A 13784-nucleotide genomic window follows, 5' to 3' on the forward strand; every position below is an offset into this window, starting at 1 on the left:
ACGACTCGAGTGTGGCTGGAAACGATCGCGGTCGCCACCGACGGTCCAAATATATTCGGAGTCACGTACTTATTATATATAATAGACCACAACTGTATGGGCCGTCGATACGAACTACCGTCGTCGCCGTTCGAGCGCCTGCGCCAGCGCGTTCGATCGGCACTCGAAGAAACGCGGGAAACAGCGGGACTGTCGCGGGCGGATTCCGGAAACGGGAGCGAGCGATCGGACGGAGGCGGGGAGTCGTCCGGAAACCTGTTCCACTGCTCGACCTGCGGGTCCGTCTACATCGCGTCTGAAAAGCGAGTCTGTGCGAAGTGTGACCAGCAGGTCGAACAGGTCAGTTCGACGTTCACTCACCAGCGGGGGGCCGATTGACCGAATTTTCGATCGAATGCGAGGTCGGTTCGCCGGACCGCCGGCGACTCGTCCGACCCGCCGCGCCGACGTCCTGACGCGACCGCCGAACGGTCGCGCTCTCGCCGGAACCGACGGACGGGTGTCCGCGTCAGCTCTCGAGCAGCTCGACGAGGTTGTCCTCCGGATCGCGAACGAACAGGATCGTGGTGCCGCTTTCGGTCGTGCGAGGTTCGCTGATCGTCTCGACGTCGTCGGGTAGCGTCGCGTAGAACGACTCGAGGTCGTCGACCGCGAGCGCGACGTGGGTCGTTCCGGGACGGTTGAGCGCCGACTCTCGCGATTCGTTCGCTTCCGGCTCGAATCGGACGAGCTCGAGCCGGACGCCGCCGGACTCGAGGTGGACGAACGTCCCGCTCGCGTTTTCGACGCCGATCCCTTCCGAGAGGGCCTTTCCCGCCACCGAAAAGCGATCGACGACGTCGAATCCGAGGACGTCGCGGTAGAACGACAGCGTCGACTCGAGGTCGGAGACGGTGATTCCGACGTGGTGCGTTTGGGGTGACGGACCGGTCATACACGCCTCTCGAGCGGGAACCGGGGTTAAAGGTTCGCTTCGGCGCGGATCCGTAGTCGGCGACCAGCGCAGTCGCGATCGCGGCGGATCGAACGAGTCGCCGTTCGATCGGTGGCTCACCCTTATTTCGTCCGCCGCCGACGATTCCCGTATGACGCGCGTCGCGCTCATCGCCCACGACGAGAAGAAGCCGGATCTCATCGAATTCGCGCTGCGTCACGAATCGCAACTCGAGACGTACGATCTCGTCGCGACGGGAACGACGGGCCAGCGGCTTCGCGAGGAGACCGGTCTCGAGGTCGAACGCAAGGAGTCGGGTCCGCTCGGCGGCGACCTGATGATCGGCGCGGAGGTCGCGTCCGGGAACCTCGACGGCATCGTCTTTCTCCGCGATCCCCTCCGCGCACAGCCCCACGAGCCCGACATCTCCGCGCTCTTGCGAATCTGTGACGTTCACGACACGGCGCTCGCGACGAACCTCGCGTCGGCGGCGTTTCTGATCGAGGGGCTCGCCGACTAGCGTACGAACCCGTTCGCTGTGCAGCGCCAACCCTTTTGCGACGGCAAGCCGTCAAACGTGACGACGCCGGGGAGTCGACGGCCGTATCACCAGTATGTCGCTCGGTGGAATCGCACTCGCGACGGACTTCGCGCTGTTGATCGTCGCCGCGACCGTTCTGAGCTACGCCGCCAGGCTGACGAAACAGCCGACGATCGTCGCCTACGTGCTGACGGGCGTCGTCGTCGGTCCGATCGGCCTCGGCATCGTCGCCGAAGATCAGTTGATCGAGATCGTCTCCGAACTCGGGCTCGGCTTCCTGTTGTTTCTGCTCGGGATCGAGATGCGCTTCGACGACATCAGGGAGATCGTCCGTCCCGTCGGCGCGATCGCCGTGGGACAGGCCATTCTCCAGGCGATCGCCTCCACGGCCGTGGCCTTGCTGCTCGGCTTTACCGTCTTCCAGTCGCTGATGATCGCGCTGGCGACGACGTTCGGCGCGACGCCGATCATCGTCAAGGTGCTCGGCGACAAGGACGACCTGAAAACGCTGTACGGGAAGACCGACGTCGGTATCCTGATCTTTCAGGACATCTACCTCGTGATGGCGCTCGCGATCCTCTCGGTCGGAGCCGTCGACGACCTCGGCGAGATCGCGTTCAGCATCGGTCGCGTCTTCGTCCTGATGGGAGCGATCGGCGTCGTCGCCTACCTCGCGAGCAGGTACTTCCTGCCGGCGCTGTTGCGCGCGAGCGCGGCCAACAAGAGCACCCTGTTCACGGTCGGCATCGCCTGGGCGTTCCTGTTCATCTTCGCCGCCGAGACGCTCGAGCTCTCCGTCGAAATCGGCGCGTTCCTGGCGGGGCTCGCGCTGGCCCAGCTTCCCTACAGTACCGAACTCAAAGAGCGGATGCGACCCGCGACCAACTTCTTCATCGCCGTCTTCTTCGCGAGCATCGCGCTCCAGATGGAGGTCGACCAGTTGCTGGTCTACTGGCAGGAGGCGCTCGTCGCGGCCGTCGTCCTGATCGTCGTCAACTTCTTCATCGTCTTCGGGCTGTTCTACAGCCAACGCTTCGACGTCGAGACCTCCTTTCTCGGCACGATCTCGATGCTGCAGGTCAGCGAGTTCTCGCTCGTCCTCGGCGCGCTCGCGGTGGACCAGGGCTTCGTCGAGGAGGGAATCCTCGGATTTCTCAGCCTGATGGCGCTGATCACGATGCCGATCTCGACGTACTACGTCCTCTACAACCGCCGGATCTACGCCGCCGTCGAACCGTATCTCCAGCGCTTAGAGCGCGAGGACACCGTCCAGGCCCAGCCAGTCGAGTTCGAAGACCACGCCGTGATCGTCGGCTACAGCCGACTGACGGCCGAACTCGCGGACGTCCTGGAAAACGCGGTGGAGGAGGTCGTCTTCGTCGAGGATCGAGCCGAGTACGTCGAGGAGCTTGGCGACGCCGAGTACGGGTTCATCTTCGGTAACGCGAGACACGGCGACGTTCGTCAGGAGGCGAACGTCTCGGGTGCCGACGTCGTCGTCAGCGCGGCGGAACGGACGGACGTCAATCTCCGTCTGGTCGAGGACGCGCCGGACGCGTTGACGATCGTCGCCGCCACCACGGACGAGGAGGCGAGCCTCCTGTACGAACACGGCGCAGATTACGTCGTCGAGGGAAGGGGTCTCGTCGCCGAGGAACTCGTCGAGCTGCTCGAGCGACTGGACGATCCGGACGCGTTCGAACGGCGGCTCGCGAGCCTGAACGACCGGGCGCGGAACGGATCGCCCCGCACGGCGGCCGACGCGCCGACCGGAGGTGAGACCGATGTATGAGGTCCTCTTCGCGCTGACGGTGATCTTCTGTCTCGCGGGAGCCCTGTTGCTCGTCGCCGCGGAGAGGGGCCTCCCCGTCATCCCGTTTTACCTCCTGGCCGGCATCCTCGCCGGCTTCGTGATCGACGAGACCGCGTTGCTCGACCTGGCGCAGTGGGGGATCGTCTTTCTGGTCTTCCTCTTCGGCGTCCACGTCGACCTCGAGGCGGTTCGCTCGCAGGGCCGGGTCAGCACCGCCGTCGGGACCGTACAGGCGTCTCTCATCGGGGCGCTCGGGTTCGGTGCGGGGCTCGCGTTCGGACTCGATCCGCTGAACGCGGTCTACTTCGGCGTCGCCGGCGCGCTCAGTTCGTCGCTCGTCGCGACGAGCTACCTCGACGAGCGAACCGGTGCCCGCCCGACCTACGAACGCCTCGCCGAGTCGATCCACTTCACGGAGGACGTCCTCGGCGTGCTCGTCGTGCTCGCGCTGAGCGCGTTCGTCTACGCCGAGGAGCCGGCCGTCGAACAGTTCGCGGTCGCGGCCGGAATGATCGCGCTCGCGCTCGGCGTTCGGTACCTCCTCTTTCACCGGCTCACCGCCAGGCTTCGCGGCGTTCCGGAGGTGATGATGCTCGTCGGCATCTCGTTCGTGATCGGCTTCATCGCGCTCGCCGAAGCGGCGGCCCTCTCGATCGTCGTCGGCGCGTTCGCCGCCGGCATCGCCATCGCCGACGACTACCCCCACTCGCTCGAGCTGGTCGACACGATCGACGATCTCGAGGACTTCTTCACGCCGATTTTCTTCGTCACCGTCGGCGCGTTGCTTTCGATTCCGACACTCGAGACGGTCGGGTACACGATCGCGCTGGTCGTCGCGGTACTGGTGTTGAACCCGCTGGTCGTCGCGTTCGTCCTCGTTCGAAGCGGGTTCGACGGTCGAACGTCGATCCTCGCGGGCCTCACGCTCGATCAGGTGAGCGCGTTCACGCTGTTCGTCGCGATCGAAGCCCTCGTCGCGGAGACGATCGCCAGGTCGCTGTTCGACGCGATCGTGCTCGCGGCGGCCGTGACGATGATCGTCGCGACGTACACCGGCCGTCACGCCGGATCGATCGCCCGCTGGCTACGCGACCGCGGACTCGTTCGCGTACTGGGCGAATCCCTCGAGGACCGGGCGACCGTCGCGAGGAATCTCGACGACCACGTCATCGTCGTCGACTTCCAGCACGGCGGTCGGCAGGTGCTCGAGGCCTGTTCGCGACTCGATCGGCCGGTGTTGGTCGTCGAGGACAATCCGACGGTGCTCGAAGCGATCAGCGAGGAGTGCGACAACTACGTCTACGGAGACGTGCTGAACGATCGCGTCTGGGACCTGGCCCGACTCGAGCACGCGGCGGCCGTCGTCTCGCTCACGCCGGAGCGCGACCGCACGGAAACGGTCGTCGACCTCGAGACGGACGTCCCGCGAATCGTTCGCGTCGACGGGACCGACGCGGCGACCGAGTTCGTCGAACGCGGCGCGGCGGGCGTCATCTATCCGGACGCGATCGCCGCCGAGCGCGTCGGCGACGACCTCGAGGCCCTACTCTCTGGCGACGTTTCGCGCGAGGAGTTCACCCGCCGCGGCCAGGCCCACTTCGAGACGCCGTCGGAGCCGGGAGAGCGGTGAGCGCCGACCGTCGCGAGGTCGAGCCGGGGCGTCATTCGCGAGCCGGATGCGTATGAGCGTTGGCCCGGAATGGTACACGGGGGCGAACGCGCGGTCACGCTCGGTGGCCGGGCGCTCGGACGGCGGCCGAGCGAGCACACCGACTGAAATTCCGATCCGTACGGTCTGGGCGTCGTACGGTCTGTCGGTGCGATTTCCGGTGGCATCGGGAGCGGGACGATCGGGTCTAGTTGTGGCTACTATAGACCGGGCCGCCGAAGTACTCGTGGACGACGAAAACGAGCGCCAACCCTGCGACGAAAAGCGGGACGGCGACGACCGTCGAAACGTCTCTCGCGTCCGCCAGCCCGAGCGCGGCGACGACGAGCAACGCGACGCCCACCGCGTAGATCAGTAGGTTTCGACCGACCCGTACCGGCTGGGTTACCTCGAACACGGCCGTTTCTATCGGCAGTGGAGCTATAGGGGTACTGGTTCCGCCACGTCGCGGTGTCGGCGTCCCGCGGTCACCGATTCCAGCACGACCGAGCGCTCGAAATCGGCGGACTGACCGTGGTGTGACACGTCGAACGACCGGTCGGATCGCTCGGCTCACCGAAGGTGAAGCGGGACGTGATCGGCGCGTCGCTCGAGTTCGGCTCGCTGGTTCTCCCGAAGTTCCTCGCGCGTCAGGTCGCCGTCGAACAGTTCGCGAATTTGCTGGGCCAACTGCTGGCCCGCGAGCAGGTCCGGGTGGCCGACGTACAGCGCGCCCTCGTCGAGCAGTTCCAGGGCCGTCGCTCGGTCCGCGGCCCGCAGCGTGATCTCGGCATCGGTGTCGAGCGAGAGGATACGCCGCGAGACCGGCAGGGAGTTGACCGTGGAGACGACGAGTTTCGCGTCGCCGACGTTCGCCTTCTCCCACGTGTAGCGTTCCATCGCGTCGCCGATGACGACGGCATCGCACTCGCTGGTGACGATGTCCCTGCGATTGGGATCGTTCTCGATGACGACGTAGGGGTGATCGATCGCTTCGCAGGTTTCGACCAGGGACCGACCCTGTCGACCGTAGCCGACGATGACGACGTGATCGACGATGTCGTCCGGCACGTCGCTCCACTCGTCGATCCGATCGTGGCGGCCGGTTATCACGCCGCGGTCGGCGAGCGTGCGGTAGATCCGCTCGCCGTACTGGTGTGTCAGACTCGAGGTCACCATGGTTATTGCGGCGGCGAGGATGATCGCGTCGAAGATGGCCGGACTCAGCGCCTCGAGCGTGAGTGCCTGGATCGCGATGATCAGCGCGAACTCGCTGACCTGGTCGGTGTTGAGACTGGCGAGCGTCGCCGAGCGCGCCTCGTATCCGCGGGCGATGAGGATCGCCGTGGTGACGGCTGGCTTCACGATTGCAGTCAGGACGACGAGACCTGCGACGAGCAGCAGTATCTCGACGGATTCACCCCACTCCGCACCGACGAACGGGAAGACGACGAGTGCGCCGATCGTGACGAAGAAGATGGCGACGAAGAAGTCCCTGATCGACTGGAGACCGTTGAACAGCCCGAGGTAGTTGACGGGATCGTACCGCACGGCGAGTCCGGCCGCGAACGCGCCGACGACGATCGAGATCCCGGCGAACTCGGCTGCACCGACGAACACCGTGAGCAGTGCGACGACGCCCAGGATCATGAGTTCGTCAGATCCCCCGGCCAACCGCCCGATGAGGTCGAACAGGTACCGATTGACGAAAACGGCCGCCAGCAGTAACGCCGCTCCGGCGGCGAGTGCCGGTCCTACGTAGCCAGCCTCGAGCGTGCCGGCCCCCAAGAGGAGTATAGCGAGGATTGCGATCAGGTCCTGAACGAACTGGATCGACCGCACGAGCCGCCCGCGAACGGGATCCGCGTTGATGGTGCGCTGTAACAGCGCGGTGCCGACGATCGTCGAGGAGAGCGCAACTGCGATCCCGAGGTAAATCGCCTCCGTCGGCGGAACGCCGAGGGCAACGCTGAACCCGACGCCGAGCGATCCGACGATCAGGATCTGTCCGAGCCCCGCGAGTTCACCGTCGGCGATCACTGTCCTGATCCCCGAGAGGTTGATTTGGGCACCGAACGTGAACACCAGCAGCGCGATCCCGTAGTAGGCGAGTTCGAGCAGAAGGGCTGGTTCGATGAACCTCCCGGCGACGATCCCCGCGAGAACGAAAAACGGCACCGTCGGTAGCTCGAGCCGGTTGGCCGCCAGCAAGAACGGTCCCGTAACGAGGAAGATGATCGCGACCGCCGAGAGCAGATCAGTCACGGAGTTCACCTCCGAGTCGATCGTGAGCGTTCGGGAACGGATCCGGTTTCTCGAGCAGTTCGACGTCGCCGTCGATCGCCCCTTCGATGACGTCGTCATCGCCCTCGAGGTACGCTCGGAGATAGTCCGCGAGTCTGTCGGCCGCGAGATGTGGAGCCATGATGACGCAGTGAGCCCCGTTGGCGTAGAGATCGCGTGCGTGATCTACTCGCTCCGCCTCGACGAACACCGTCGCGTTCTCGCTTACTTCCCGGAGCAACGCCTTGTTCACTTCCGTCTGGACCGACGAAGAGAGGACGAAATCGGCCTTTTTGATCGCCGCGTCCTTCCGAATCGTCGAGTTCCGAAAGTCGCCGTAGATTGCGTCGTATCCCTCGGCTTCGAGCGCTTCGATGTGACTAACCGTCCGGTCGACGACCACGACGTCTTCGTACCGGTCGGCAAGCAGCGGGAGGGCGTTTTTCGTCACCTCGTCGTAGCCGATAACGACGGCGTGGTCCCGGTACCCCCGCTTGCCGCCCTCGAACTCGGCGTCGCCGGTCCACCGGTCGATCGTCGGTTCGAACCGTTCGAACAGCGCGTGGTTGAACTCGATGAAATACACCGAGACGCCCATCGTGAAGATCGCGAGCAGCGTCATGAATCCGAGCACCTCCGCCTCGATGAATCCGCCCTCGAACGCGACGGCGGCGACGATAATACCGAACTCGCTGACCTGAATCATGTTGATCGAGCCGAGGAACGTCGTCTCGTGATCGAATCCCTGCCAGTCGATCAGATAGAAGAAGACGAAGAACTTCACGGGCATCAACACCAGCGCGGCGACGATCGCCTCCTGCCAGTGGGCCAGCAACTGCGCCGCCTCGAGGTCGAGCGCGACCGAGACGAAAAACACCATGACGAAGAGGTCGGTCAGCGGATTAACCCGGTCCTGCAGTTCCTTGCTGTAGGGGAGCTGTGCGATGGCCAGTCCGGCCATGAACGCCCCCATCTCGATCGAGAGGTACGCCTCGATACCGAGCGGTGCGAGAAAGAGGTTGACGTTGTCGGAAACGAACACGAAGAGGAACGCCCACGAGATGGCGACGAGGAAAAACACCTCCTTGTTGTCGGCGATCCGCCGGAAGACGATCGGCAACACGGTTCGAGACGCGAGAACGGCCGCGACGGTGATCAACGCGACCAGCACCAGCACGACGGCGAGCGTCGTCGCGACTTCCGCCAGATCGTCCGGGCGACCGGCCGCGAGTACCGCAAGGATGATGACCACGACGATGTCCTGGATGAGCAAGACGCCCACGTCGATCTTGCCGTGCAGCGAGGTTGCCTCGTCTTTGTCCGTGAGCATCTTGATGACGACCGCGGTGGAGCTGTACATCACCGCCAGTCCGATCAGAAACGCCTCGAGGGAGCTGAAGCCGAGCGCGAGGGAGATACCCGCGCCCGCGAGAAAGACCGCGATCATCTGCGGGATCGAGATCTTGACGATCGGCTTGAGGACGTGCTGGACCTCGTCGAGGCGCATCTTGATCCCGAGCAGGAACAGGAGGAACGCGAGCCCGAGTTCGGACAACAACTCGGTAAGTTCGCTCACCTGGACGACGCCGAGGACCGCGGGTCCCAGAATCACTCCCGCGAGGATGTACGCGATGATCGTCGGCTGTCCCGTCCTCTTCGCGATGAAGCCGACGAGCGTCGCACTCAGCAGAATAATGGCGAAATCGACGGTCAGTGCCGGCTCGGCGACCATGTCGTACGGACGATTCAGGTGTGGCGAATTAACGGTGTCGAAAACCGCTGTCCGACGCGTCGGCGTCGTGGCGGAGCTTCGTTCCCGGACGCGGTTCCGCCACCGTCGAACGCTCGCCATCACGAAACCGATTCCGCTCGTCCAGAAGCGGTCGATCCCTCGTCGCGGCGTTCGAGACGGTCGGATCGAAGGGATACCTTCAACACCCTCGAGTCCCCTCTGACATCCATGCTCCGGGCGATCGTCTTCGATCTCGATTACACGCTCGCGGTTCCGGACCGCGACCGAGAGGCGATCCTCGAGGAGGCCCTCGAGACCGTCGGCGCGCCGCCGGTGAGCCGGGAGGAGTACCTCGAGGCCCACCGGTCGAATCTTACCCGGGAAACGCGCGAACCCATCTTCGCCGACCTGCTCGCGGGTCGCGACGGCGACGTCGATCCCGCCGACCTCGCGGCGGCCTACCGTGAGACGATCGCGCGGACGATCGAACCGCGGCCGGGCGTCGAGGCGATGGTCGAGGACCTCCGCGCGGACTACCGCGTCGGGTTGCTCACGAACGGGCCGATCCGCGCCCAGCGGGACAAACTCGCCGTCCTCGGCTGGGAGGACCGCTTCGATGCGGCCCTCGTCACGGGCGAACTCGAGGCCGGCAAACCCGATCCGCGCGCGTTCGAAGAGATCGCGGCCGAACTCGGCGTCGATCCCGACGAGGCGGTCTACGTCGGCGACGAGGTCGACGCCGACGTCGCCGGCGCGACGAGCGCGGGCATGCTGGCCGTACAGGTGCTCCTCGAGGACGGACCCGATCCCGATCCTCGAGCCGCCGCGCACGTTCCGGGGGTGGACGTCGCCGCGGCGATTCCCGAGATCGTCTCGGACCTCGAGCGGGCGTGACGACGTGGGAAATTCGTGAGGGGGTGTCGGCGGCTCGGAGGACTCATTCGCTCCATCTGAGTCATTGCCGGGGGACCGCAGACAGGTCGCGGTCAACCGGTAAATCGGTACAATAGATCGTCTTTGTCTCGGACCGTTCTTCCGCTCTGCTGTAACACTACTCGAAATTTCTTTAAATTCAAGTTTCGTCCTGTGTTACACTGTGCTCCGACACATCGAACTCGAGGTGCTCGCTGCTGTCGAGCGCGGCGACACGATGTCGGAGCTCGCAGCGAAGCCCGACCACAGCGAGTGGTACCTCTCTCGTGCTGTCGGGACCCTCGTCGAGAAGGGGTTGGTTTACACGGAACGCGACGGCCGCCGCAAATGCGGCATTCCCTCGGGCAGTCGGACAGCTGAAACATGCCCAGATCTCGTCCGTCAGTACCCCCACATCGACTTTCCCGAGCTGTTGGCGGGCAAAGCTCTCGAGGTGCTCTATCAGAGAAATCAGCCAGAACCGTTACCGACGTCACCGAACGGAGCGGTAACTAGTAACCCGCACCAACCATCAATATAAATCTTTTATAGCAGTGAGCCGTCTAGTGGCATATGAGCCACCATACGAATTCCGACGGCGGCAATGGAACTTCGATATCCCTGTCTATACCCGTACCAAACCCCGATTTATTCAAGAGAAAGGCAACGAATGATGCTCTTCTCTTTTTAACTAACCACCGATTCAGGCAGTTCTCACTCAGGGAAGTTGCAAACCAAATAGGACACTCTCAGCAGACCGTTCGCAGAGCCATCGACACCCTAATCGAGAACGACCTAGTGGTCGAATCCCCGGACGGAAGTCGGCGACTCGTCCAGATCAATCGACAACGGCTATCAATTCCGGACGATCCGCTTCTCCGAATCCCACAAGCCAATTTTCAAGAACCAGTGAAAGCCGCCGTGGATAGTCTCGCTACTGCCCTCGATGATCTCTTGGCGGTTGTCCTTTACGGAAGTGTCGCACGTGGCGAGGCCGACCGGCGCAGCGATATCGACCTGTGGGTGCTCACCCGGAGGAACCGAGCCGCAAACCAACGCGAGGCAAATGCAGTCGCTCGAGACCTTGAAGAGCGAGAATTTGATGGGGACAGGTACGCCTACGACATCGATGTCGAAACAGTACAAGCGATCCCCACGTACACAGAAGATATCCGTGAAATTGTCGTCTCTGGCATTCCAGTTTACAGGACTGATGACTTCGTGACCGTCGAAAACCTGCTCCTTACGGAGAGTGGTGACGGTGAGTAATGGATCTGACCCGGCTGCTGTCCGTGACGCACTCACCCGCGCTCAAGACGCCTTCGAGATGGCCGGCCGTGGACAAGTCGAGTTCGAAGCCGGGATTAGTGGGGACGATGATTGGGAAACTCAACTGACGAAGGCGTGCCGGCTCCTCGAGGTCGTCGATGCGCTCCAGTCCCAGGGCGATTACTTTACAGCCGTTATCGAAGTTTGCTTCGGCGCGATCGAGCGATCCATCGAAGCGTATGCACTCGCGATGACGAACGACTCGCTCCAAGACTTTCAGGACCACCAATTCAGCTACGAACGAGCTCACCAGATTGGTCTATTCAGCAAAGAAACCGCTGAAGAGATGAAAAGTCTCTACAGCGAAAACCGGACAGAAAGCTATTACGGCGGCGGACGCCCGACAGGAGAGCAAGCAAAAGCGATGGCTGAGCTTGCCGCTGCCGTACATCAATTCGCCGTTGACCAAATCCGAGAAGGCGGCGTCTGTCTCTGTGAATAGTGGTCGAAGTCTCCTTACCAGTTATCAGCAATTCAAGCCTTTTAGTACCGAACGGTCATGAATCTATCCGCGGTGAGTATGCCTTTCATCGACTCGGTTTGAAAAACGATCTAGGGTGACTAGGACTGCTATACGACCTAAATACAGCCTCCTTCCTTCACAGATACCAGTAATTATATTATCGACTAGCTCGAACGGGAAGATGGAAGCTGTCCGCCGAAAATGCGAAGGAGGGGCGTGCGTACGAAAACGCCCCGGGTGGTGCAACACCCGAGGCGGGTGGCTTCCAACCTCACACGTTGGTTGCCATGCTTTCGTTACCGCTACCGAGACAAAAAGGTCTCGCACGACGGTCACGTATCCCGTACGAACAGCGCACGCTTCGGCCGGAACGCCCGTTCGTTCGGAGCCCCGACGAACGGCGGCGCTTCGGTCGGTGCGCCTCGAGCCGACGGGGACGCCGTCCGCGCGGGCCAGTCCGCCGGCGCTTCCGGCCCGTCGACTCGAGGAGCGGCCGCTACTCGAGTCGGCGTCCACGCCGCGGAGGGGGACGACGATGAGTTCCGAGCGCGGAGCTCTCGAGCCGGCGAGCGCCGCCGATTCCGGACCCGCCTGCGATCGCTGTGGCGATCCGATCCGCGGCGAGCGGGCGTTTCGCCTCTCGAGCGAGCCGTCGCCGGCGCTCGCGGATCGCTACGAACCCGTCAGCCGGTCGTACTGTCCCGACTGCGTCGCCGCCGTCGGGATGCTCGCGTTCGCACCCGCGGCCCGTGCGCGCTCGCCGACGCGGTCCGAGTGACGGCACCTCGAAGTGACCCTCGAGTCGCCTGGCCGCGAGTCGGTTCACCGCGACGCTCGAAGGACCGCCTGGACGACGTCCGTCGCCCGCTTGACCGCCGCGCCGGACTCGACGAACACGAGCGTGCGCGGCGGCTCGCTCGCTTTCGGACGGACGCGCAGGTCGACGTCCGCGGCGGCTTCCGCCGCGGCGTCCGGTTCGATCGCGAACTCGAGGCGGGCGCGGTCCTCGTGGACGAAGACGCGGGCGACGCGCTCGTCCTCGTCGTCCGCTCTGGTCACGTCGTACGCGCGAGCGCCGTCGGCGGTCGCCTCGACGTCGGGGTCGGCGTCGGTGACGGCGACCGACTCGAGGCCGCCGTCATCGCGCCCCTCGAGTTCCGACGCGAGCAGCTGGGCGATTCGCCTGCCGTCGGTGATCCGCTCTTCGACCATACCGACGCTTCGGGCGAGCGGCGACAAACGCCTTTGGCTTCGCGTCGCGGACGCGGGTTCGGCGCGATCCAGCGGACGCGAACCACGGTCGCCGCGGGTTCCGAACCTGCGGACGGTACCACCGGAGGACGGGACGGCAGTGCATCCGACCGACTGGTGGCGGAACCGACGCTCTCCGTCGGGACCCGGATCGACGCTCGGGCACGCGGATCACCTGCAGGAACGGCGGACTGAACGGATAGTGAGACAGTGACTAGCTAGGTTATCTCCTCGCCCGACGAGCGGACGGACGGTGATTCGAGAATGGCAACCACCGAAAAGACGCACGTCAACGGTGTCGACGTACGGGCCGCTCGAGGACGCGGTCGAAGCGATCGGCGACGATTCCGCCGTCGGCAGGTTCAGCTTCCAGGCCGAGAGCGAGTGGGAGGACGCGCTGAAGTCCACGACGACGATCGACGAGTTCGATCAGGCTGGCGAAACGGTCCGCACCCGGGAGTTCACCGTCCAGGGCGACGAACCGGCGGAGATCCTCGGCGAGCGGACGGCTCCAAACGCCGTCGAACTCCTGCTGGGCGCGCTCGGCTCGTGTCTCACCGTCGGTTACGCGGCCAACGCCGCGGCCATGGGCATCGAACTCGACGAACTCCGCTTCGAGATGGCGGGCGACGTCGATCTGCGCGGGTTCCTCGGGATCTCCGAGGACGTTCGGCCCGGCTACGAATCGATCGATTGTACGGTGTTCGTCGACGCTGACGCGTCCGAAGAAGCGCTCGCGACGCTCCGCGAGCGCGTCGAGGCGACCTCGCCGCTGCTGGATATCCTCACCACCGAAGTGCCACTCGAGACGCACCTCGTCGTCGAGTGACACCAACCCCACCTCATTTTGCGGCGATCTCCGCAGCAACCAGCGGACC

General features: G+C 64.1%; 13 protein-coding genes and 2 pseudogenes. 10 read left to right on the top strand and 5 right to left on the bottom strand.

Going from position 1 to position 13784, the window contains the following annotated elements:
• The first annotated feature begins 96 nt into the window (after window positions 1–96).
• Complete coding sequence (locus tag EA472_RS11255; protein WP_124191609.1) at window positions 97–378, top strand: hypothetical protein; 282 nt, start codon at window positions 97–99, stop codon at window positions 376–378.
• A gap of 130 nt (window positions 379–508) precedes the next feature.
• Here the strand turns inward: EA472_RS11255 and EA472_RS11260 are convergent, their stop codons facing one another.
• A complete protein-coding gene (locus EA472_RS11260; protein WP_124191610.1) occupies window positions 509–934 on the bottom strand; it encodes a VOC family protein in 426 nt (141 codons plus the stop codon).
• 151 nt (window positions 935–1085) lie between these two features.
• Between EA472_RS11260 and EA472_RS11265 the strand changes: the two genes are divergently transcribed.
• The 3 genes from EA472_RS11265 (at window position 1086) to EA472_RS11275 (ending at window position 4918) form a co-directional block, all read left to right on the top strand.
• Window positions 1086–1454, top strand: coding sequence for a methylglyoxal synthase (locus tag EA472_RS11265; protein ID WP_124191611.1), 369 nt, complete (start codon window positions 1086–1088; stop codon window positions 1452–1454).
• A 94-nt stretch (window positions 1455–1548) separates the two neighbouring features.
• Entirely contained in the window at window positions 1549–3267 is a 1719-nt protein-coding gene (locus EA472_RS11270; protein WP_124191612.1) for a cation:proton antiporter, read from the top strand.
• Window positions 3260–4918: a cation:proton antiporter gene (locus EA472_RS11275; protein ID WP_124191613.1), complete on the top strand. Its 1659-nt coding sequence runs from the start codon at window positions 3260–3262 to the stop codon at window positions 4916–4918. The genes EA472_RS11270 and EA472_RS11275 overlap by 8 nt, the downstream gene beginning before the upstream one ends.
• Before the next feature lie 226 nt (window positions 4919–5144).
• Here EA472_RS11275 and EA472_RS11280 read toward each other — a convergent pair whose 3' ends face one another.
• From EA472_RS11280 to EA472_RS11290, 3 genes are all read right to left on the bottom strand, one after another.
• Window positions 5145–5354 (bottom strand): hypothetical protein, encoded by a 210-nt coding sequence (locus tag EA472_RS11280; RefSeq protein ID WP_124191614.1) that lies wholly within the window; start codon window positions 5352–5354, stop codon window positions 5145–5147.
• 155 nt (window positions 5355–5509) lie between these two features.
• Window positions 5510–7201, bottom strand: a complete 1692-nt coding sequence (locus EA472_RS11285; protein ID WP_124191615.1) for a cation:proton antiporter — start codon at window positions 7199–7201, stop codon at window positions 5510–5512.
• Window positions 7194–8951, bottom strand: a complete 1758-nt coding sequence (locus EA472_RS11290) for a cation:proton antiporter (RefSeq protein WP_124191616.1) — start codon at window positions 8949–8951, stop codon at window positions 7194–7196. Before EA472_RS11290 ends, EA472_RS11285 begins: the two co-directional genes overlap by 8 nt.
• Window positions 8952–9179: 228 nt before the next feature.
• On the opposite strand from EA472_RS11290, the gene EA472_RS11295 reads away from it, so the two are divergent.
• The 5 genes and pseudogenes from EA472_RS11295 (at window position 9180) to EA472_RS11315 (ending at window position 12433) form a co-directional block, all read left to right on the top strand.
• Window positions 9180–9845: an HAD family hydrolase gene (locus tag EA472_RS11295; protein ID WP_124191617.1), complete on the top strand. Its 666-nt coding sequence runs from the start codon at window positions 9180–9182 to the stop codon at window positions 9843–9845.
• A 202-nt stretch (window positions 9846–10047) separates the two neighbouring features.
• A pseudogene (locus EA472_RS11300) lies at window positions 10048–10376 on the top strand (transcriptional regulator TrmB); the annotation flags it as partial.
• A 60-nt stretch (window positions 10377–10436) separates the two neighbouring features.
• The gene (locus EA472_RS11305; RefSeq protein WP_124191618.1) at window positions 10437–11132 is read left to right on the top strand and encodes a nucleotidyltransferase domain-containing protein; all 696 of its coding nucleotides are present in this window, start codon (window positions 10437–10439) and stop codon (window positions 11130–11132) included.
• Window positions 11125–11634, top strand: coding sequence for a DNA-binding protein (locus EA472_RS11310; protein ID WP_207891152.1), 510 nt, complete (start codon window positions 11125–11127; stop codon window positions 11632–11634). Before EA472_RS11305 ends, EA472_RS11310 begins: the two co-directional genes overlap by 8 nt.
• Window positions 11635–12190: 556 nt before the next feature.
• Entirely contained in the window at window positions 12191–12433 is a 243-nt protein-coding gene (locus EA472_RS11315; protein ID WP_124191619.1) for a hypothetical protein, read from the top strand.
• A 44-nt stretch (window positions 12434–12477) separates the two neighbouring features.
• Here EA472_RS11315 and EA472_RS11320 read toward each other — a convergent pair whose 3' ends face one another.
• Window positions 12478–12867, bottom strand: a complete 390-nt coding sequence (locus EA472_RS11320; RefSeq protein ID WP_124191620.1) for a hypothetical protein — start codon at window positions 12865–12867, stop codon at window positions 12478–12480.
• A gap of 303 nt (window positions 12868–13170) precedes the next feature.
• Here EA472_RS11320 and EA472_RS11325 point away from each other — a divergent pair.
• A pseudogene (locus tag EA472_RS11325) lies at window positions 13171–13735 on the top strand (OsmC family protein).
• Window positions 13736–13784 lie beyond the last annotated feature (49 nt).

The sequence above is a fragment of the Natrarchaeobius oligotrophus genome (assembly GCF_003841465.1).
Classification (GTDB): domain Archaea; phylum Halobacteriota; class Halobacteria; order Halobacteriales; family Natrialbaceae; genus Natrarchaeobius; species Natrarchaeobius oligotrophus.

Coding starts and splice junctions, on each gene's coding strand:
- EA472_RS11295 (WP_124191617.1), top strand. CDS start 9,180: ATGCTCCGGGCGATCGTCTTCGATCTCGATTACACGCTCGCGGTTCCG.
- EA472_RS11290 (WP_124191616.1), bottom strand. CDS start 8,951: ATGGTCGCCGAGCCGGCACTGACCGTCGATTTCGCCATTATTCTGCTG.
- EA472_RS11315 (WP_124191619.1), top strand. CDS start 12,191: ATGAGTTCCGAGCGCGGAGCTCTCGAGCCGGCGAGCGCCGCCGATTCC.
- EA472_RS11305 (WP_124191618.1), top strand. CDS start 10,437: ATGAGCCACCATACGAATTCCGACGGCGGCAATGGAACTTCGATATCC.
- EA472_RS11320 (WP_124191620.1), bottom strand. CDS start 12,867: ATGGTCGAAGAGCGGATCACCGACGGCAGGCGAATCGCCCAGCTGCTC.
- EA472_RS11270 (WP_124191612.1), top strand. CDS start 1,549: ATGTCGCTCGGTGGAATCGCACTCGCGACGGACTTCGCGCTGTTGATC.
- EA472_RS11275 (WP_124191613.1), top strand. CDS start 3,260: ATGTATGAGGTCCTCTTCGCGCTGACGGTGATCTTCTGTCTCGCGGGA.
- EA472_RS11255 (WP_124191609.1), top strand. CDS start 97: ATGGGCCGTCGATACGAACTACCGTCGTCGCCGTTCGAGCGCCTGCGC.
- EA472_RS11265 (WP_124191611.1), top strand. CDS start 1,086: ATGACGCGCGTCGCGCTCATCGCCCACGACGAGAAGAAGCCGGATCTC.
- EA472_RS11260 (WP_124191610.1), bottom strand. CDS start 934: ATGACCGGTCCGTCACCCCAAACGCACCACGTCGGAATCACCGTCTCC.